This window comes from Kitasatospora viridis (genome assembly GCF_007829815.1).
GTDB lineage: Bacteria > Actinomycetota > Actinomycetes > Streptomycetales > Streptomycetaceae > Kitasatospora > Kitasatospora viridis.
Genome location: NZ_VIWT01000001.1, coordinates 5798118 through 5815491, shown reverse-complemented (window position 1 = coordinate 5815491; position 17374 = coordinate 5798118). Strand labels below are relative to the sequence as shown.

Below are 17374 nucleotides of genomic sequence, written 5' to 3'. Positions count from 1 at the left end.
ACGAGCGTCCGAGGGGTGCGGCCCGGCCCACCCCTCGGGCGCCGTCCGCCGTTCCCCTGACCGGGGAGCGGGCGTCGCGGTAAAGTGGCGGCGCGCCGGCGCCGCGTGCGGTACCGACGGCTGACGAGGTGTGGGTTCGAGTACGCAATTGGGGTAACTGTGGCGTCTACAGGGCACATTCTGCGGTTCGACGAGGTTCGCGGGTACGGCTTCATCGCGCCCGACGGCGGGGGCGAGGACCTCTTCATGCACGCCAACGACCTGCTCGGGGAGAAGCACCAGTTCCGCGCCGGGCTGGCGGTCACCTTCGAGGCGGAGCACGGCGACCGGGGCATGAAGGCCTCCCGGGTCCGGCTGGTGGACGCGCCGGTCCGCGAAGGGGTCGGCGTGCAGCGCGTGCCGGCGCCGATCCTGCCGCCGTGGAGCAGCCGGGACGAGCCGAACGACGGCCTGTGCGACGTGCTCTCGGGGGCCGAGTTCCAGCAGGAGCTGACCGAGGCGCTGCTGGAGTCGGCGCCCTCGCTGACCGGCAGCCAGATCCTGGCGATCCGCCGCGCGGTGCTCGGCCTGGCCCGTCAGCACAACTGGCTGGAGAGCTGAGCGGCACCCCGGCGGACTGACGACCTGGCGGACCGACGATCGGTCAATCCGTAGGTTCGAACAGCAGCCTGACGGTCGATCGGACGGTCGGACAACCACCATCCGATCGACTGACGGCGCGAGCGCGGCCGTGGCGCACCCGCCCCGGGCCGCGCGCGCCGCTTAGCCTGAGTCGGTGCGTACACCATCCCGGCGCGGCCCGGACGGCCACCGCCGGGCGGGGTCCGTCGGCGAGCTCACCCGCTGGTCGCCGTTCCTGCTGATCGCGCTCGCGGCCGTGGTCGACGTCGCCACCCCGGGGCAGCAGCGCTTCGACCGGGTGCTCTCCGCCGCGCCCGCGCTCGCCGCCGCCACCTGGAACGTGCCGGCCACCGCCGCGTTCGGCGTGCTGGCCGCCGCCTTCGAGGTGCTGCTCTCGTTCCGCCGGGTCAGCGAGCTGCACCCGGCCTCCTTCCTCACCGCGATGCTGGTGATCACCGCGGTGACCGTCGCGGCCTGCTTCGTCAGCCACGTCCGGCAGAGCCGCGAGCGCGAGCTGGCCGAGATCCACGCCGTCGCCGACACCGCCCAGCAGGTGCTGCTGCGGCCGCTGCCGCCCCGGCTCTCCGGCGTGGACCTGGACCTGCTGTACGCCGCCGCGGCCGCCCAGGCCCGGATCGGCGGCGACTTCTACGAGGCGCTGCGCACCGGCTTCGGCGTCCGGGTGATCGTCGGCGACGTGCAGGGCAAGGGGCTCGCGGCGGTGGAGGCCGCCTCGGTGCTGCTCGGCTCGTTCCGCGAGGCCGCCTACGAGGCGCCCGACCTCGGCTCGCTGGTCCGCCGGCTGGAGACCAGCATGATCCGCTACGCCGAGCAGGTGCCGGGCTCGGACGCCAGCGAGCGGTTCGCCACCGCCGTGCTGCTGGAGCTGCCGGCCGAAGAGCCGGTGGCCCGGCTGCTGAACTGCGGCCACCCGCCCCCGCTGCTGCTCGGCGCCGACGGCGAGGTGCGGCCGCTGGAGCCCTCCGCGCCCGCCCTGCCGCTCAACCTCTCCCCGCTGCTGGACGACGACCACCCGGTGGACACCGTGCCGTTCGGCCCCGGCGACCGGCTGCTGCTCTACACCGACGGGGTCAGCGAGACCCGCGACCCGGCGGGCGAGTTCTACCCGCTGGTGGAGCGGGTGGCCGGCTGGAGCGCCGGAACCTCCCGGCGGGTGCTCGACCTGCTCCGCGCCGACCTGCTGAGCTGGGGCAGCCACGCCAGCGACGACGTCGCCGTGGTGATCGCCGGCCGGCCCCGCCCGGAGCCCACCCCGGGGGCTGCCGGGGTGTAGGGCGCCCGTAGGGTGGAGCAGATGAAAAACGGACGAACCGGACCATCGGTCGTCCCGGCGCACGACGAGGGAAAGCAGGACCGCGGATGGACGGAATGTCGGGGATGCACCACCACGGTGGCGGGATGCTCGGACCGTTCACCCTGCACTCGGTGCTCACCTGGTCCCCGGACTGGCCGTTCCTGATCGGCTGCCTGCTGGCCGCCGGCCTGTACGGCGCCGGGGTGCTGCGGCTGCGGGCGCGCGGCGACCGCTGGCCGGTCGGCCGCGTGGTGGCCTGGCTGCTCGGCGTGCTCACCGTCGTCGCGGTCACCTGCTCGGGGCTGAACGACTACGGCATGGCGCTGTTCAGCGCGCACATGATGCAGCACATGGTGCTCAGCATGCTCTCGCCGATCCTGCTGCTGCTCGGCGCGCCGATCACGCTGGCCCTGCGGGCGCTGCGGCCGGCCGGCAAGGGCCGCCCGCGCGGACCGCGCGAGCTGCTGGTGGCGCTGCTGCACAGCCGGTACGTCAAGGTGCTCTCGCACCCTGCGTTCACCATCCCGCTCTTCATCGCCAGCCTCTACGGCCTCTACTTCACGCCGATCTTCGACTCGCTGATGCAGTCGCGGATCGGGCACCTGGCGATGATGGTGCACTTCCTCGGGGTCGGGCTGCTCTTCTTCTGGCCGATCATGGGCGTGGACCCGGGACCGCACCGGCCGAGCCCGGTGATGCGGATCCTGGAGCTGTTCATGGGGATGCCGTTCCACGCCTTCTTCGGCGTCGCGGTGATGATGGCGACCACTCAGCTGGTCACCACCTTCAACGCGGCCGGCGCCCCGCCCGGCACCGACCTGATGGCGGACCAGAAGATGGCCGGCGGGATCACCTGGGCCTTCGGCGAGATCCCGACCGCCGTGGTGCTGGTCGCCCTGGTCTTCCAGTGGGCCAAGTCGGAGCAGCGCCACGCCAACCGCAAGGACCGGGCGGCGGAGCGCGACGGCGACGCCGAGCTGGTCGCCTACAACGCCTACCTGGCCTCGCTCGAAGGCCGCGGCAACCGGCCGGCCGAGGCCGGCTGAGCCGGCCGCCGACACGCACGGGAGCCCCGTCCACCTCCGGGTGGGCGGGGCTCCCGCACGTGGTGGCAGGCTGGAGGGTGGGTGAGGACGATGACCGTGTTCCAAGCGCACCGGCCGAGGTTCCGCGACCGCGCCGAGGCCGGGCGACTGCTCGGCAAGCGGGTGGCCTCCTGGGCCGCGGACCAGCCGATCGTGATCGGGCTGCCGCGCGGCGGGGTGCCGGTGGCCTTCGAGGTGGCCCGGGCGCTGGGGGCGCCGCTGGACATCCTGGTGGTGCGCAAGATCGGCGCGCCCGGGCAGCCGGAACTGGCGCTCGGCGCGGTCGGCGAGGGCGGGATCCGGCTCTTCAACCACGACATCGTGTCGGCGCTGGGCGTCTCCGCCGAGCGGCTGGAGCAGCTGGCCACCGCCACCTCGGCCGAGGTGGCCGAGCGGACCGGGCGGCTGCGCGGGGACCGGCCGCCCCTGGAGGTGGCGGGCCGGTCGGTGGTCGTGGTGGACGACGGGATCGCCACCGGTGCGACGGTGCGGGCCGCGCTGGCCGTGCTGCGCCGGCGCGAGGTGGCCGAGCTGATGCTGGCCGTGCCGGTGACCGCGCCGGAGGCCCTGCGGGTGCTCGGGCCGCTGGCCGACGACCTGGTCTGCCTGAGCGCGCCGCCGGCCTTCATGGCGGTCGGGCAGTACTACGAGGACTTCGACCAGACCACCGACCAGGAGGTGCGCCGGCTGCTCGCGACGGCCGGCGAGCGGGCTTGACCCGCGGCGCGGGCGAAAGTTCTGCGCGAAGCCTTGACGTCCGCTCCGGGGAGGAGTTGTCTGACCCCCGGTCCGTTCGGTTCTGAGTGATTCCGAGCGAATCTGTTCGTATCTTCGGGCCATCCCCCGAGGCCCCACCCCGCTCGCACTACTGACGTGCCATCAGCAACCCCCATTGCGCAGAGAGGCGCCTCACCAGCATGCCTGGATTCAGCAGGGCCGGATTCAGCAGGACCGCCGCCACCGGGACCGCCCTCGGTCTCGTGATGGCGAGCTCCCTCACCATCGCCGCCGCCAGACCCGCACAGCCGCCGGCCACCACCGCCTGGCAGGCCGGCCGCTTCACCGTCGACACCCCGGACCTGGTCCGCCGCTCGGACGTGGTCCTGGCCGGTCCCAACCGCGACCAGACCCAGGCCCTGCCGCTGGGCAACGGCACCCTGGGCGCCGCCGTCTGGGCGGCCGGCGGGTTCACCGCCCAGCTCAACCGGTCCGACACCCTGCCGGACCGCAAGTCCCCCGGCTGGCTGACCATTCCGGGGCTGGCCAAGCTCACCTCGGCGCCCGACTTCGCCGCCCACCTGGACCTGTACGACGGCACCCTGGTGGAGTCCGGCGGCGGCATGACCGCCACCGTCTACATCCGGGCCGACAAGGACGAGATGGTGGTCGACGTGACCGGCGCCGACCCGGCCACCCCGCAGACCGCACGGCTCGCGCTCTGGTCCGGCCGCTCGCCGCAGGCCCTGGCGGCCGGCCAGGTGGCCGCCCTCGGCGAGACCTGGGTGGACAACTCCCAGCCCGGCGCCAGCGGTTCGACCTTCGGCTCGCTCGGGGCGATCACCGCGGGCGGGCAGGCGGTGACCGCCGCCGTCGTGGACCCGGAGACGGTGCAGGTGTCCTTCACGCCCAACGCCGACGGCAGCTTCCGGGTGGTCACGGCCGCCCCGCACTGGGCCGGCGGCGACGCCCTGGCCACCGCGGACAGTCTGCTCGGCACCGACGCCACGCTGCCCTCGGCGAGCCTGAGCGCGGCCCATCTCGCCTGGTGGCACGGCTTCTGGGGCGGCATCGGGCTGGCCAGGTTCTCCTCGGCCGACGGCAGCGCCGACTACCTGGAGAACCTGCGCACCCTGGACCTCTACGACGCCGCCGCGGAGAGCCGGGACACCTACCCCGGCTCGCAGGCCGGCGAGGGCGACCTGTTCTCGCCCTACCAGGACTCCCGCAACTGGGACCCCGGCGCGTACTGGCACTGGAACCTGCGGATGCAGGTCCAGGTGAACCTGTCGGCCGGCGCGTTCAGCCTCAACGACCCGTACTTCAGCCTCTACCGCGACAACCTGCCGGCCATGCAGGCCTGGACCCAGGCCCACATGGGCGGCCGGCCCGGCATCTGCGTGCCCGAGACGATGCGCTTCAACGGCCAGGGCTACGAGTACGAGACCTGGCTGTCCAGTCCGGGCCTCAACTGCGATGCCTCCAGCGGCCCTTACTACAACGCCCGGACCATCACCACCGGGGCCGAGGTCGGCCTCTGGGTCTGGCAGCAGTACCAGATGACCGGTGACCGCGCCTTCCTGGCCGCCAACTACCCGCTGATGGCCCAGTCCGCGCGCTTCCTGCTGGCCTACGCGACCACCGGAGCGGACGGCAAGCTGCACACCTACCCGTCCAACGCGCACGAGACCCAGTGGGACGTGCACGACCCCACCACCGACCTGGCCGCCGAGCAGACGCTCTTCCCCGCGACCGTCCAGGCCGCCCAACTCCTGGGCCAGGACGCCGATCTGGTCGCCCAGCTGAACGCCGCGATCCCCAAGGTGCTCCCGTTCGCGCGGACCGACGCCGCCACCCGCACCCAGTTGCTCACGCCCGCCGCGGACGCCGCCGGGCAGGACGTGATCGCCCCCTCCTACGATCCCGCGGCGACCAACCACAACAGCGAGAACATCGGCCTCGAACCGGTCTGGCCGTACGGCGTGATCGGTGACAGCGGCCCGCTCACCGACCTCGCCAAGCGCAGCTACGCCGTCCGGCCCTACCCGCTGGCCAACGACTGGAACCTGGACCCGCTGGACGCCGCCCGACTGGGCCTGGGCAGCGAGGTGGGCAGCACGCTGACCGCGCTCACCGAGAAGTACCAGACGCTGCCGGCCGGCTTCGCCAACTTCTTCGCCCAGGACTTCTACGCCGAGCAGCAGGGCGTCACCGCGGCGGCGCTCGACGAGGCCCTGGTCCAGGACTACGACGGGCTGGTCCGGATCGCCCCCGCCCTGCCGCCGGGCTGGGACGCCGACGGCACCGTCTTCATCCAGGGCGCCGACAAGGTCTCGGTCCAGGTGCACGGCGGGCAGATCGGCCCGGTCGGCATCAACGCCGGCTCCACCGGCAGCATCAAGCTGCGCAACCCGTGGCCCGGCCACCAGGTCCAGGTGGTCGACGGCACCGACGAAACGACCGTGGTGGTGAAGGCGACCACCGCCGCGCAGCTCACCATCCCGGCCGTGCGCGGCTCCTCCTACGTGGTGCAGCAGGTCGCCGACCCGGTCCGGGGACGCACCGTGGCGACAGTCACCGGCACCCCGGCCACCCAGCCGCGCAGCCTGGGGTCGGTGACGATCGGGCTGCCGAAGAGCAGCGCGCTGGTCGGCGCGGCCTCCGGGCGCTGCCTCGACGACCCGGGGGCGAGCACCACCGCCGGCACCCAGGTGGACATCTGGGACTGCGGCGGCGGCCTCAACCAGCAGTGGACCCCGCACCCGGACGGCTCACTGACCGTCAAGGGCCAGTGCCTGGACGCCGACGGCGCGGGCACCGTGCCGGGCACCCGGGTGATCCTCTGGCCCTGCAGCGGGTCCGCGAACCAGAAGTGGTCCCTGGCCACTGACGGTTCGATCCGCGCCACGGCCTCCGGGCTCTGCCTCGACGTGACGAACGGCGCGACGGACAACGGCAGTCCGGTGCAGCTCTGGACCTGCTCCGGTTCGGCGAACCAGCGCTGGACGCAGGTCTGATCCGAGCCGTCGCCGGCCCGCACGGGCCGGCGACGGCAGCGGGTCACCCCTCGTCGTCGGCCCGGAAGCTGACCACGTTCTCGCCGTGGACCATGAAGACGTCCGGGTTGGCGAGCGGGGCGAAGCCGGCCTTGGCGTAGACGCCGTGCGCGTCCCGGGTGGCCAGCATGATCCGGCGCAGGCCGTAGGGCGCCAGGTGGTCCCGGATCTCCTCGACCAGGGCGGTGCCCAGGCCCTTGCCGCGGGCCGGCCGGGCCACGTAGACGTCGCACAGCCAGGCGAAGGTGGCGAGGTCGGTGAGGATCCGGGCGTAGGCCACCTGCTCGCCCGAAGCCTCGTCGTAGACACCGAAGTTGAGTGAGTTCTCGACGGCCCTGCGGTGGCTGTCGACGGTGCGGCCGCCGGCCCAGTAGGTGTCCTCGGAGAGCCAGCGGTGCACCCGGTCGGCGTCCAACCGGGCCGGGTCGGTGGAGAGTCGGTAGCCGGCGGGCAGATGTGTCGTCATGATCGGATCCAAGCAGCCGGACCCGGACCGTGGCCACGGCATTTTCCGCTCCGCAAGCGTGCTGCCTGCTCAGGCCGGGGCGGGGATCCGGCCGGCCACCTCGGCGGCGAACTCGTCGAGCGTCATGAGCGCGTTGGCCTCCATCTCGTCCAGGTCGAACTGGATCCCGAAGCGCTCCTCGACCTGCAGCGCGAGGTCGGCCAGCGCGAGCGACTCCAGGTCCAGCCCGGACGGACCGAGGTTGGTCGCACCGGTCACCCCCGAGAGGTCGTAGTCCATCCCGGTGAGTGCGGCGAGCACGAAGGCGCGCACCTGTTCCTGCATCAGCCCTCTCCTTTCACGGCTGGGGTCTTCCATGGCGGGGGTCTTCCATGACGGGTCCGACCGGTGCGGGCGATCACCGGCGGGAATCCCGGAATTCCGGCGCGGGAACAACGGAGCGATTGTCCGGCGCCGATCCGAGATTGGCAGAGAAAGGTCGTCGGGTCAAGGTCTGTACCAATTCCTCGACACCAGCCCGCGCCGCCCGATGGAAATGGCCGTGAACACGCCAGAATGGAATTACGAGGACCCCGATTCACCGGCGGACCGGGTGGCGGAATTCTCCGGTGAACTGGCCCGTTGCGGCGGATCTGGCGCAGGCCACGGACCGGCTGCATGGACTGAGCGCATACGGAGCACCTGGTCGGAAACATTCCGCTGCCACCAGACGCCGACGGCCACCGGGACAGCGCTGGCGGATTCTTCGAACGCCACTGGCGGCGGCTGGAACTGATGCGGGCCGGACCGGCGATGCCCGCGCACGAGGAATTCATGCCGAATCGGATCTTCTGCCACGACGGGCACCGCCGGATTCATGCCGAGGCGGAACTCCGGCACGCGTTGACGGCCGCCGGATTCACCGACCGGAACATTCACCGGACCGCGGGCGCGGCCCGGCGCAGCAGCGGTTCAGTGCAGCAGCGGTTCAGCGCAGCAGCGGTTCAGCGCACCCGGTCGGCGAAGAGCCGGGCCGCCCAGCCGACCGCGAGCACGGTCAGCAGGCCGACCAGCAGCAGGCTGCGCCAGACCGCCGGGTCCCCAGGGTGCCCGGCGAACAGCGCCCGCATGCCCTGCACCGCCCAGTAGAACGGGTTCCACTCGGCCACCGCCCGCAGCCAGCGCGGGGCCAGCGCGAGCGGCAGCAGCACGCCGGAGAGCAGGGCGATCGGCTGGGCGATGGTGTTCACCACCGGGGCCAGCGCCGCGTCGCTGCGCACCACCAGCGCGATGCCGTAGGAGAGGGCCGAGGCCATCAGCGCCATCAGGCCGAGCAGCAGGTAGGCGAGCAGCAGCTGCCCGATCGGCACCGAGAGCCCGAACGGCAGGGCGAGCACCGTGATGATCACCGCCTGGACCAGCAGCGCGACGGTCTCCCGCAGCGCCCGGCCGAGCAGCAGCGCCACCCGGCTGACCGGAGTGACCCGGGAGCGCTCGATGATGCCGGCCCGCAGTTCGCCGAGCAGGGTGAAGCCGGTGAACAGGCCGCCCATGATCACCAGGGCGGTGAGCAGGCCCGGCACGTAGATCCGGTAGGCGTCGGCGTAACTGCCGCCCGGCGCCAGCACGGGGCGCAGCAGCGGGGCGAAGAGCAGCAGGTAGAAGACCGGTTGGAGCACGCCGACGGCGATCCAGACCGGGGTTCGGGCCATCAAGAGCAGTTGGCGCTGGAAGACCAGCCAGGTGTCCCGGGCGAGTTTCAACTCGGGTTCCGTCCTTGGTGTCGGACTGTCGGATGAGTCGTCGTCAGGCGGGTGTTCAGCGAGTTCAGCGGGTGAAGCGAGCGCGGGAGGGTCAGGTGAGGGAGCGTCCGGTGCGGGCCAGGAAGACGTCGTCCAGGCTGGGCCGGTGCAGCCGGATCTGCTTGGGCGTCAGGCCGGCCTCGGCGAGCTCGCGCAGCACCAGCGGAACGGCGGCCCCGCCGTCGTCCACGTAGAGCCGCAGCTCCTCCTGTTCGCCGGCTTCCATCCGGCGCAGGCAGCTGAGCCCGGCGAGCACGCCGACGGCCGGCTCGCGCTCGTCCTCGGGCAGGTCGATGCCGACCACGTCGCCGGAGATCTCCCGCTTGAGCTGCTCGGGGGTGCCCTCGGTGACCAGTCGGCCGTGGTCCACGATGCCGATCCGGTCGCAGAGCGCGTCGGCCTCGTCCAGGTAGTGGGTGGTGAGCACCACGGTCATGCCCTCCGCGCGCAGCCGGCGCACCTCGGCCCAGACGCCGGCCCGGCTCTGCGGGTCCAGGCCGACCGTGGGCTCGTCGAGGAAGAGCAGGTCGGGGCGGTGCACGATGCCGAGCGCGAGGTCGACCCGGCGGCGCTGGCCGCCCGAGTAGGTCCGGCAGTGCCGGTCCGCGAACTCGGTCAACTCGAAGGCCGCGAGCAGCCGTTCGGCGCGGCGGGCGGCCTCGGCCTTGGTGATGCCGTACATCCTGGCCTGCAGCACCAGCTCCTCGCGGGCGCTGGCGTGGTCGGTGGTGCCGCCGCCCTGGGAGACGTAGCCGATCCGGCGGCGCACCTCGGCGGGCTCGCCGCGCAGGTCGGCGCCGGCCAGGGTGGCCTCGCCGTCGTCCGGGCGGATCAGCGTGGCGAGCATCCGCATGGTGGTGGTCTTGCCGGCCCCGTTGGGGCCGAGCAGGCCGTAGATCTCGCCCTGATCCACCGTCAGGTCCAGTCCGCGGACGGCCTCGACGGTGGTGGTGCGGCGGCCTTGGCGGGACTGGAAGGACTTCCGCAGCCCCTTGGTCACGATCAACCGAGACTCCCGTGGTCGGTGGGACCGGCCGTCGCCCGCAGGACGCGGCGCGGTGCTCGGCGGCGGGTGGCCGCCCGGTCGGCCAACTGGCCCGGCGATCACCATAGGGGGTTCCACCGGCCCGGAACAATGGTCTGGACCAAGACGCCGGCACCCCGACCGGTCCATCAGCTGAGATGGACAGCCGCTTGCTCAACCCGGTCAACTGCCGTGCGTGCACCGCCTTCTGCCGGAAAGCCAGCAGCGGGAGGAGTGGGAAGCGTGGGGATCTTGTGCAGGCCCGACGGCGTGGGGATACTAGCCCGGGTGACCGCACTGGCGGCAGTCGCCGTCCATCTGCCATCCGAGTCCGTGCCGGTCGAACTCCTCGGTGAGCGACTCGGATTGACCTCTCGTCAGATCACCCTGCTGCGCCGCTTCCACGGCCTGGACCGGGTCCGGCTGGACCCGGACGGCGAGCTGCTCGACCTGCTGGCACCGGCCGTCGCCGGGCTGGCCGGGCTGCGCGGCCGGGAGTCCGACGTCCGATACGTGATCCACGCCCGGAGCATGCCGGTCGTGGCACCCTACCCGCGCAACCCGCTGCACGAGCTGGTCGACCTGTTCGGCCTGCACCCGGTGGCGGCCTTCACCGTGACCCACCACGCCTGCGCCGCCTCGCTGCTGGCGATCGACCTGGCCGGCCGGCTGCTCGCGGCCGAGCCCGACCCGGACGCGCTGGTGCTGCTGGTGGCCGGCGAGAAGACCTTCACCCGGCACGCCCGACTGGTGCCGGAGACCTCGCTGTTCGGCGAGGGCGCGGCCGCCTGCCTGGTCGCCGCCGACGGGCCCGCCGACCGGGTGCTGAGCTACGCCAGCAGCCAGCTCGGCGAGTTCGACGGTCGCCTGGACACCGACCGGGAGCTGCTGGCCGACTACCAGCGCGGCTACCCGATCGCGATGGTCGAGGTGATGGAGGCCGCGCTGGAACAGGCCGGGGAGAGCTGGCGGACGGTGCGGCTGCTGCTGCCGCACAACGTCAACCGGATCTCCTGGCAACGGCTCTGCAAGCTCACCGGGTTCCCGGTGGAGCGGGTGGTGCTGGACAATGTGCCCGAGGTGGGGCACAGTTTCGCTGCGGATGCGTTCATCAACCACCGCACCGCCACCGCGCGTGGTCTACTCCGGTCGGGCGACCGGTACCTGATCGCGGCGGCCGGCCTCGGCGCGACCTTCTCGGCCATGGTCCTGGAGCACTGACCGGCCGGCGGCCCGCCGTCCCTCCCCGATTCCGACGCCGCGCGGCGCTGCACCACCGCGCGGCCGCCTCCCCTGGACGGACCGTGACGGACCCTGCCCCCGCCCTGCCCTCGCCCACCACCGCCACCGATCCCCTGCTGCGCTCGCGGGTGCTGACCGGGATCGGCGAGCTGCTGCCCCGGGTGCTCGGCCGCGAGCTGCCCGAACTCGCCGAGAACGCCTGCCTCTTCGACGAGCTCGGGCTGACCTCGGCGAGCACCCTGGAGCTGATCCTGGAGTTGGAGGAGTCGCTGGAGATCCAGATCGACGTGGAACGGATCGACCAGGACGCGCTGCGCTCGGTCGCCTCGCTGGCCGACTTCGTGGCCGCCAACACCGTGCCGGAAGAGTGAGCCGATGTTCAGCAGCGGCGCGGTCGCGGCCGACCGCCCCGGCCGGCTGCGCCTGGGCGCGGCGCTGGCCCGGGAGTTCGGGGACCACTCGCCGACCGCCGGCGACCCCGACCTGCGGACCTTCACGGCGGACCTGGTGCGCCCGTACCGGCTGCCGCTCGACGAGGCGGTGCTGACCGGCGGCCTGGGCCACTCCTACGCCGAGCTGGGCGAACACCTGGTGGCCGAACTGACCTCGCCCGAGCGGCCGGTGGACCTGCTGGTGCTGGTCTTCGGCTCGCCCGACGTGCAGCCGGTGCGGACCACGGCGGTGCACCTGAGCACCCGCTGCCCCGGCCGGCCGCTCGCCTTCGCGCTCTGCGACCAGGGCGCGGCCGGGGTGTTCAGCGCGCTGCGGATCGCCCGGGCGTACGCGGCCTGCGGGGTGGTGCGGCGGGCGCTGGTGCTGGTGGTGGAGCAGGCGCACCTGCCGTACCAGCCGCTGCGGCCGGCGCCCTGGCCGGACCGGCACGCCGGGGTCGGGCTGCTCTGGGAGACCGACGGCGCGGGCGAGCTCGACCTGCCGACGGAGCACGGTCCCAGCCGGCAGGGTGAGTTGACGGACGAACAGGTCGACGCCGAACTGCGCGGTGCGCTGGCCGGGCTGGTCGAGCCGGTGCTGCTGCTCGGCCCGGGCCTGGCCGCGGTGCCCGCGCCCGCCGGGGTGCGCAGCGTGCGGGCCCGGCCCGGCGCACCGTTCACCGGACTGTGGAGCGAACTGGCGCGGCGTCAGGCGCAGTGGCGGGCCTCCGGGCGGAGCGTGCTGCTGGCGGACCGCGATCCGCTGCTCGGCTACCTCAGCCTGGCGGTCTGGACCCCTGAACAGAAAACCGCACGACCGGTCGTGCCGCATCTTCAGGTGGTGCGATGAGGCACGTGGACGCCTGGCGTCCGCCGACCACCCGTCAATTCCGAGCCCCTGGTGGACCGATGACCGACGACGACGCCCGCCCGCTGCCCACCGGGGCGCCCGGCGTGCAGCTCTTCCCCGCCCCGTTCGAGCAGGTGGTGGCCGGCCTGCGGGCCGGCATCGCCGCCCTCGCCGCCGACGAGCCGTTCCACCGCCTGGCCGTCGCGCCGGTGATCGCCCGCCGCACCCTGGAGCAGGCCGGCTACGTCGCCGCCTTCCCACAGCTGCTCGGCACCGTGCACAGCTACCAGGGCACGCCCGCGCAGTGGGCGCGACTGGCGCCGCTGGTGCCGGACGGCGGCGACTGGCACCGCGAGCAGCGGATCGGCGACCTGGTGCTGCTGCCCGCCGCCTGCTACCCGGTGCACGCCTCGCTGGCCGGGCGGGAGCTCGCCGAGCCGGTGCGGTTCGCCGTCGAGGCCGCCTGCTTCCGGCAGGAGCTGACCGCCGAGACCGGTCGGCTGCGCAGCTTCCGGATGGCCGAACTGGTCACGGCCGGCACCGAGCGGCACTGCCTGGCCTGGCGCGAGCGCTGGCTGGGGCGGGTCGGCGACTGGCTGGCCGGGCTCGGTCTGCGACCGGCCGTCGAGGTGGCCGACGACCCGTTCTTCGGCCGCAGCGCCCGGCTCTACCAAGCCGCCCAGCGGATGCAGCAGTTGAAGTTCGAGCTGCGGGTGGAGCTCGGCCCGGGGCTGGTCCAGGCGGTGGCCTCGGCCAACATCCACAAGGACCACTTCGGCGAGGCCTTCGGCTTCACCGCCGAGGGCGCACCGGGACAGACCGCCTGCACGGCCTTCGGCCTGGAGCGGATCGCGCTCGCCCTGTTGCACGCCCACGGCCCCCGGCCGTCCCAGTGGCCGGACGGGCTCCGCGGCGAGCTGGGGCTGGACCGGTGAGCGCCGGGCAGCGGATCACCGTCCGATACCGGGCGGCCGGCCCCGGCGGCGACGCTCCGCTGACGCTGGGTCAGGACAACATGGTGCGCTGCGTGCTGCGGGACGAGCCCGCGCACATGAGCAAGCAGGCGCTCTGGCCGGTGCCCCCGGGCACCGGGCTGCCCGCCGCGCTGGGCGCGCTGCGCACCCTGGCCGAGCGCCACCCGGCGCTGCGCACGGTCTTCCCCGGCACCCACTTCGAAAGCCAACGCGAGCTGTTGGAAGGGGAGTTCACGGTCGCGGTGGAGCCGGTCCCGACGGCCGCGGAGGTCGACGCCTACGGCGAGCGACTCGGTTGGCGGGAGCGGCAGCGGGCCTTCGACCTGGCCCGGGACTTCCCGCTGCGCTGCACCCTGCTGACCGTGGCGGGCGCGCCGGTGCGCCTGCTGGTGGTGGTCTGCCACGCCCAACTGGACGGCGCGGCCACCGCGTTGCTGTTCCAGGAGTGGCTCCGCCTGGCGGCCGGCGAGTCGCTGCCCCCGGTCACGGCGATCGGCCCGCGCGAGGTGGCCGAGCAGGAGCGCTCGGTGGTCGGGCGGCGCCGGGCGGCCGCCGCGCTGAAGCACTGGGAGCGGGTCCTGCGCGAGGACCCACTGGCCGTCTTCGCCGACGACCGGGTCACCCGCTCGGACGCCCAACTCCCCACCCTGATCGTGCGTTCGCTCGCAGGCGCGAAGGACCTGGCGCGCGCCGTCGAGCGGACCGGGGCGAGCACCTCGACCCTGCTGCTCACCGCCTACGCGGCGCTGGTCGCCCGGCTGGCCGACCAGCGCACCCTGGTGGTCTCCGCGCTCTCCGGCAACCGGCACCGGCGCACGTTGGCCGACCACATCGGCACCCTGGCCCAGGACGCGCTGATCTCGCTGACCGTCCCGCTCGACGAACCCGCGCTGGACCTGGACGAGTTGGCCCGCCGCACGCAGGCCGCCGCACTGGCCGGCTACTGGCACAGCACCTTCGACGCGGAGGCGGTCTGGCAGCTGATCGAGGACGCGGCGCTGCGGCGCGGCGCCCGCTACCCGCGCCACGTGGTGCTCAACGACCTGAGCGCGACCATTCCGGAGAGCGCGGCCCGGGCCCGGCCGCTGCCCGCCGCCGAGCCGGAGTTCGGCTGGCTGCCCGCCGAGACCATCCCGACCAGGGTCATGCTCAACATCTGGCGGGTCGACGGGGTGCTGGAGCTGAGCCTGCACCTCGATCCGGTGCTCTTCCCGCGCGAGCAGGCCGAGGGGCTGGCCCGCCTGCTGCTGCGCCTGCTCGCGCTGATCGCGGAACGCCCGGTGGCCCTGGGCGAGTTGACCGGCCTGGCGGAGCTCGCCGGGTTGCGGCCGGGTCGGCGGGAGCGGCCGGGCTGGCGGCGGGTGGACGGCAGTTGGATCGACCTGGCGGCCGTGCGGGAGCTGGTGGCGGGGGCACTCGGCCTGCCCTGCCGGATCGAGCTGCCGGAGGGCGGGCCGCTCACTGCCGTGCTGGCCGAGCGGCCCGGCGAGCCGCTCACCCCGGAGCGGGCGCACCGAGCGGTGGTCGCCGCGCTGCCGGAGCACCACACGGCGATGGCACCGCAGCTCTACCGGATGCAGCTCGACGGCCGGACCCTTCGTGAGGGGTCCGGCCGCTGAGGTTGTGACGGATCGTCAGGTGGTGGTCAGGAGAGCACGGTCCAGCTCTGGCCGGCCGCCGAGGAGTTGGCCGGGTTGGTCACGCCGTTGGAGCCGGCGGCGGTGCCGGAGACGTCCAGCGTCAGGCCGTTGCCGACGTTGGTGATGGTGATGCCGGTGGCGCCCTGGATCACCTTCCACTCCTGCCACGGGTTGTTGGCGGTCGGCGGGAGCAGGTACGCGGTGCCGACCCCGCCGCCGGCGGCGAGCACGGTGTGGCTCTGGGTGGCGGTGTAGCAGTTGTCGCTGATCGTCACGGTGCCGTCGTTGTTCGGCGTGAAGAGCCACTGCTGGGCCGCGTTGCCGCTCTGGTAGGCGTTGATGTCGGAGTTGCTGCCGGAGTTCGCGTAGCAGTTGCCGCCCTGCACCTCCAGCGCCTGGCCGCCGGTGCCGCCCGCGCTGATCGCGTGGTAGTTGCCGTCGCCGACGATGCTCGCGATCTTCGGGGTGGTGCCGGTCGCGGAGGCGGCGCTGATCCGGTAGAGCGCGGTGCCGTGGGCCGGGATCCAGTTCCCGCCGATGGTGCCGGTGGTGGTGGCGGTGGTGCCGTTCCAGACGTCCTTGTAGGTGTAGCTGGCGGCGGTCAGGCCGAGCTGGCTGAGCGCCACGCTGGGGTTGGCCCAGTTGTTCGGGTCCTGGTTGACCAGCGCGACGACGACGTCGCCGTTGGCCATGGTGCGCTTGAGGATCACCGGCGCGGTGGAGGTGGCGGGCGGGTTGCCGACCAGCGAGGCGGGCTTGCCCAGGCTGTCCTGGTCGATGGCGATCATGTCGGGGTTCTTCATGATCGACAGGGCCGAGGAGTTGATGCCGGTGGACCAGGTGTAGCCGCTGGCGGTGTGCTGGGACTGGGCGGCGGTGCGCAGGTCGGCTCCGGAGATCAGCGGCGCGGCCATCATCGAGAGGATCGACATCTCGGTGCGCGACTCGTCGTCGGTGAACGGCTTGTCGCCCGTGTTGGTGTCGGTCACGCCGTAGACGCCGTTGACGTCCTGCCAGCCGGTGAACAGCATGTCCATGTCGTGCCAGCCGCCGGGCTGCACGGTGTTCGCGTACTTCAGCGCGGTGCCCAGCTGCTGGTCGTACAGCACGCCGCTCAGGTCGCTGTCGCGGTCACCGCCGATCCGGCACATGTTGGCGACCTGGCCGCACCACACGCCGGTCGGCGAGTACCCGGGGGCCTGGTGCGGCTGGGTGCCGGCCGCGACCACCAACGGGTCGGTGCGGGCCGGGTCGTTGGCGTTCTCCAGGTACGGGATGCCGGTGTGCGCGGGCTGCGCGGAGAGGCTGAGGGTGACCTTCGGCTTGCCGGCCGCGGCGGTGGCCGCGTCCAGCGCGCGCTGGAAGGTCTGGGTGCGGGCGTAGATGGACTCGGTGAGCTCCTTGCCCTCGCCCTGCGGGTAGTAGGCGTAGCCGTCGGGACCGGTGATGGTCGGACCGTACGGGCAGTCGTCGTACTTGACGAAGTCCACGCCCCAGTTGACGAAGTCGGTGGCGTCGGTGGACTCGTGGCCCAGGCTGCCGGGGTGGCCCTGACAGGTGGTGTAGGTGTCGGTGGCGTACAGCCCGAACTTCATGCCCTTGCTGTGCGCGTACCAGGCCAGGTACTGGATGCCGTTCATGGTCTGGCCGTTGACGGTCTGCGAGGGGAAGTTGCGCGGGTCCGGCGCCAGGTGGCCGGAGGTCGGGTCGTTGCCCGTGCCGTCGCTGCCGGAGACCGGGTTGCCGTTGTTGTCGTACAGCTGCATGCCGTTGTCGGAGTTCTTCGCGAACGGCGCGCTCTGGTTGCTGCGGTAGCCCAGCGACCAGCCGTCGTCGATGGTCACCGTGTTGTAGCCGGCCTGCGCCAGGCCGTTGGCCGACATGAAGTCGATGGTCTGCTGGACCTGCTGCTCGTTGACCTGGGTGCCGAGCGAGTTCCAGGAGTTCCAACCCATGGGCGGGGTCAGGGCGTTGCCGTTGCCCAGGGCCAGGGCGGGGGTGGCGGCGCCGAGCGAGACGGCGCCGAGGCCGGAGGCGGCGAGGACCAGGGTGGCCAGCGCTCCGACCACGCGGTTCGGGGAAACGCGCATGTGGGGGCTCCAGATGGAGTGGTGGGGGGAGGAGAGAGCCCGGCCGGGCCCGTCGCGTGGACCCGGCCGGGAGTGGTGCGGG

The 17374-nt window shown here is 73.0% G+C and carries 15 protein-coding genes; 10 read left to right on the top strand and 5 right to left on the bottom strand.

From position 1 onward, the window contains the following. Nucleotides 1–105 precede the first annotated feature (105 nt). From FHX73_RS26105 to FHX73_RS46440, 5 genes are all read left to right on the top strand, one after another. Nucleotides 106–600, top strand: coding sequence for a cold-shock protein (locus tag FHX73_RS26105; protein ID WP_342795320.1), 495 nt, complete (start codon nucleotides 106–108; stop codon nucleotides 598–600). Nucleotides 601–775: 175 nt separating this feature from the next. Then, nucleotides 776–1915 carry a PP2C family protein-serine/threonine phosphatase gene (locus FHX73_RS26100; RefSeq protein WP_145907598.1) on the top strand — a complete coding sequence of 380 codons (1140 nt, stop codon included), beginning with the start codon at nucleotides 776–778 and terminating at the stop codon, nucleotides 1913–1915. Nucleotides 1916–2019: 104 nt separating this feature from the next. Beyond that, nucleotides 2020–2982: a cytochrome c oxidase assembly protein gene (locus FHX73_RS26095; RefSeq protein ID WP_145908537.1), complete on the top strand. Its 963-nt coding sequence runs from the start codon at nucleotides 2020–2022 to the stop codon at nucleotides 2980–2982. Nucleotides 2983–3072: 90 nt separating this feature from the next. Continuing rightward, nucleotides 3073–3738 carry a phosphoribosyltransferase gene (locus tag FHX73_RS26090; protein WP_145907595.1) on the top strand — a complete coding sequence of 222 codons (666 nt, stop codon included), beginning with the start codon at nucleotides 3073–3075 and terminating at the stop codon, nucleotides 3736–3738. Between the two features lie 266 nt (nucleotides 3739–4004). Beyond that, nucleotides 4005–6755 (top strand): RICIN domain-containing protein, encoded by a 2751-nt coding sequence (locus FHX73_RS46440; protein ID WP_246213721.1) that lies wholly within the window; start codon nucleotides 4005–4007, stop codon nucleotides 6753–6755. 43 nt (nucleotides 6756–6798) lie between these two features. Here the strand turns inward: FHX73_RS46440 and FHX73_RS26080 are convergent, their stop codons facing one another. The 4 genes from FHX73_RS26080 to FHX73_RS26065 form a co-directional block, all read right to left on the bottom strand. After that, nucleotides 6799–7260, bottom strand: a complete 462-nt coding sequence (locus FHX73_RS26080; protein ID WP_145907592.1) for a GNAT family N-acetyltransferase — start codon at nucleotides 7258–7260, stop codon at nucleotides 6799–6801. Between the two features lie 69 nt (nucleotides 7261–7329). Continuing rightward, nucleotides 7330–7584, bottom strand: coding sequence for a phosphopantetheine-binding protein (locus FHX73_RS26075; RefSeq protein ID WP_145907589.1), 255 nt, complete (start codon nucleotides 7582–7584; stop codon nucleotides 7330–7332). Between the two features lie 659 nt (nucleotides 7585–8243). Further along, entirely contained in the window at nucleotides 8244–9002 is a 759-nt protein-coding gene (locus tag FHX73_RS26070) for an ABC transporter permease (protein ID WP_145907586.1), read from the bottom strand. Between the two features lie 91 nt (nucleotides 9003–9093). Then, a complete protein-coding gene (locus FHX73_RS26065) occupies nucleotides 9094–10041 on the bottom strand; it encodes an ATP-binding cassette domain-containing protein (protein ID WP_246213901.1) in 948 nt (315 codons plus the stop codon). A gap of 390 nt (nucleotides 10042–10431) precedes the next feature. Here FHX73_RS26065 and FHX73_RS26060 point away from each other — a divergent pair, with 390 nt between their 5' ends. The 5 genes from FHX73_RS26060 to FHX73_RS26040 all read left to right on the top strand — a co-directional run bounded on the left by FHX73_RS26060 (nucleotide 10432) and on the right by FHX73_RS26040 (nucleotide 15181). Then, a complete protein-coding gene (locus FHX73_RS26060) occupies nucleotides 10432–11286 on the top strand; it encodes a 3-oxoacyl-[acyl-carrier-protein] synthase III C-terminal domain-containing protein (protein ID WP_246213720.1) in 855 nt (284 codons plus the stop codon). Between the two features lie 83 nt (nucleotides 11287–11369). Then, nucleotides 11370–11678 carry a phosphopantetheine-binding protein gene (locus FHX73_RS26055; protein WP_145907579.1) on the top strand — a complete coding sequence of 103 codons (309 nt, stop codon included), beginning with the start codon at nucleotides 11370–11372 and terminating at the stop codon, nucleotides 11676–11678. Nucleotides 11679–11682: 4 nt separating this feature from the next. Next, the gene (locus tag FHX73_RS26050; protein WP_145907575.1) at nucleotides 11683–12588 is read left to right on the top strand and encodes a 2-hydroxy-acid oxidase; all 906 of its coding nucleotides are present in this window, start codon (nucleotides 11683–11685) and stop codon (nucleotides 12586–12588) included. 59 nt (nucleotides 12589–12647) lie between these two features. After that, nucleotides 12648–13523: a class-II aminoacyl-tRNA synthetase family protein gene (locus tag FHX73_RS26045; RefSeq protein ID WP_145907572.1), complete on the top strand. Its 876-nt coding sequence runs from the start codon at nucleotides 12648–12650 to the stop codon at nucleotides 13521–13523. Then, nucleotides 13520–15181 carry a condensation domain-containing protein gene (locus FHX73_RS26040; RefSeq protein WP_246213719.1) on the top strand — a complete coding sequence of 554 codons (1662 nt, stop codon included), beginning with the start codon at nucleotides 13520–13522 and terminating at the stop codon, nucleotides 15179–15181. The genes FHX73_RS26045 and FHX73_RS26040 overlap by 4 nt, the downstream gene beginning before the upstream one ends. Before the next feature lie 26 nt (nucleotides 15182–15207). Here FHX73_RS26040 and FHX73_RS26035 read toward each other — a convergent pair whose 3' ends face one another. Further along, on the bottom strand, nucleotides 15208–17292 hold the full coding sequence (locus tag FHX73_RS26035) for an alpha-galactosidase (RefSeq protein ID WP_145907570.1): 2085 nt from the start codon (nucleotides 17290–17292) through the stop codon (nucleotides 15208–15210). Between the last annotated feature and the right edge of the window lie 82 nt (nucleotides 17293–17374).

Excerpts from the sequence above, each read along its gene's own strand:
- FHX73_RS26095 (WP_145908537.1), top strand. The coding sequence starts at position 2,020 with ATGCACCACCACGGTGGCGGGATGCTCGGACCGTTCACCCTGCACTCG.
- FHX73_RS26090 (WP_145907595.1), top strand. The coding sequence starts at position 3,073 with ATGACCGTGTTCCAAGCGCACCGGCCGAGGTTCCGCGACCGCGCCGAG.
- FHX73_RS46440 (WP_246213721.1), top strand. The coding sequence starts at position 4,005 with ATGGCGAGCTCCCTCACCATCGCCGCCGCCAGACCCGCACAGCCGCCG.
- FHX73_RS26080 (WP_145907592.1), bottom strand. The coding sequence starts at position 7,260 with ATGACGACACATCTGCCCGCCGGCTACCGACTCTCCACCGACCCGGCC.
- FHX73_RS26075 (WP_145907589.1), bottom strand. The coding sequence starts at position 7,584 with ATGCAGGAACAGGTGCGCGCCTTCGTGCTCGCCGCACTCACCGGGATG.
- FHX73_RS26050 (WP_145907575.1), top strand. The coding sequence starts at position 11,683 with ATGTTCAGCAGCGGCGCGGTCGCGGCCGACCGCCCCGGCCGGCTGCGC.
- FHX73_RS26045 (WP_145907572.1), top strand. The coding sequence starts at position 12,648 with ATGACCGACGACGACGCCCGCCCGCTGCCCACCGGGGCGCCCGGCGTG.
- FHX73_RS26035 (WP_145907570.1), bottom strand. The coding sequence starts at position 17,292 with ATGCGCGTTTCCCCGAACCGCGTGGTCGGAGCGCTGGCCACCCTGGTC.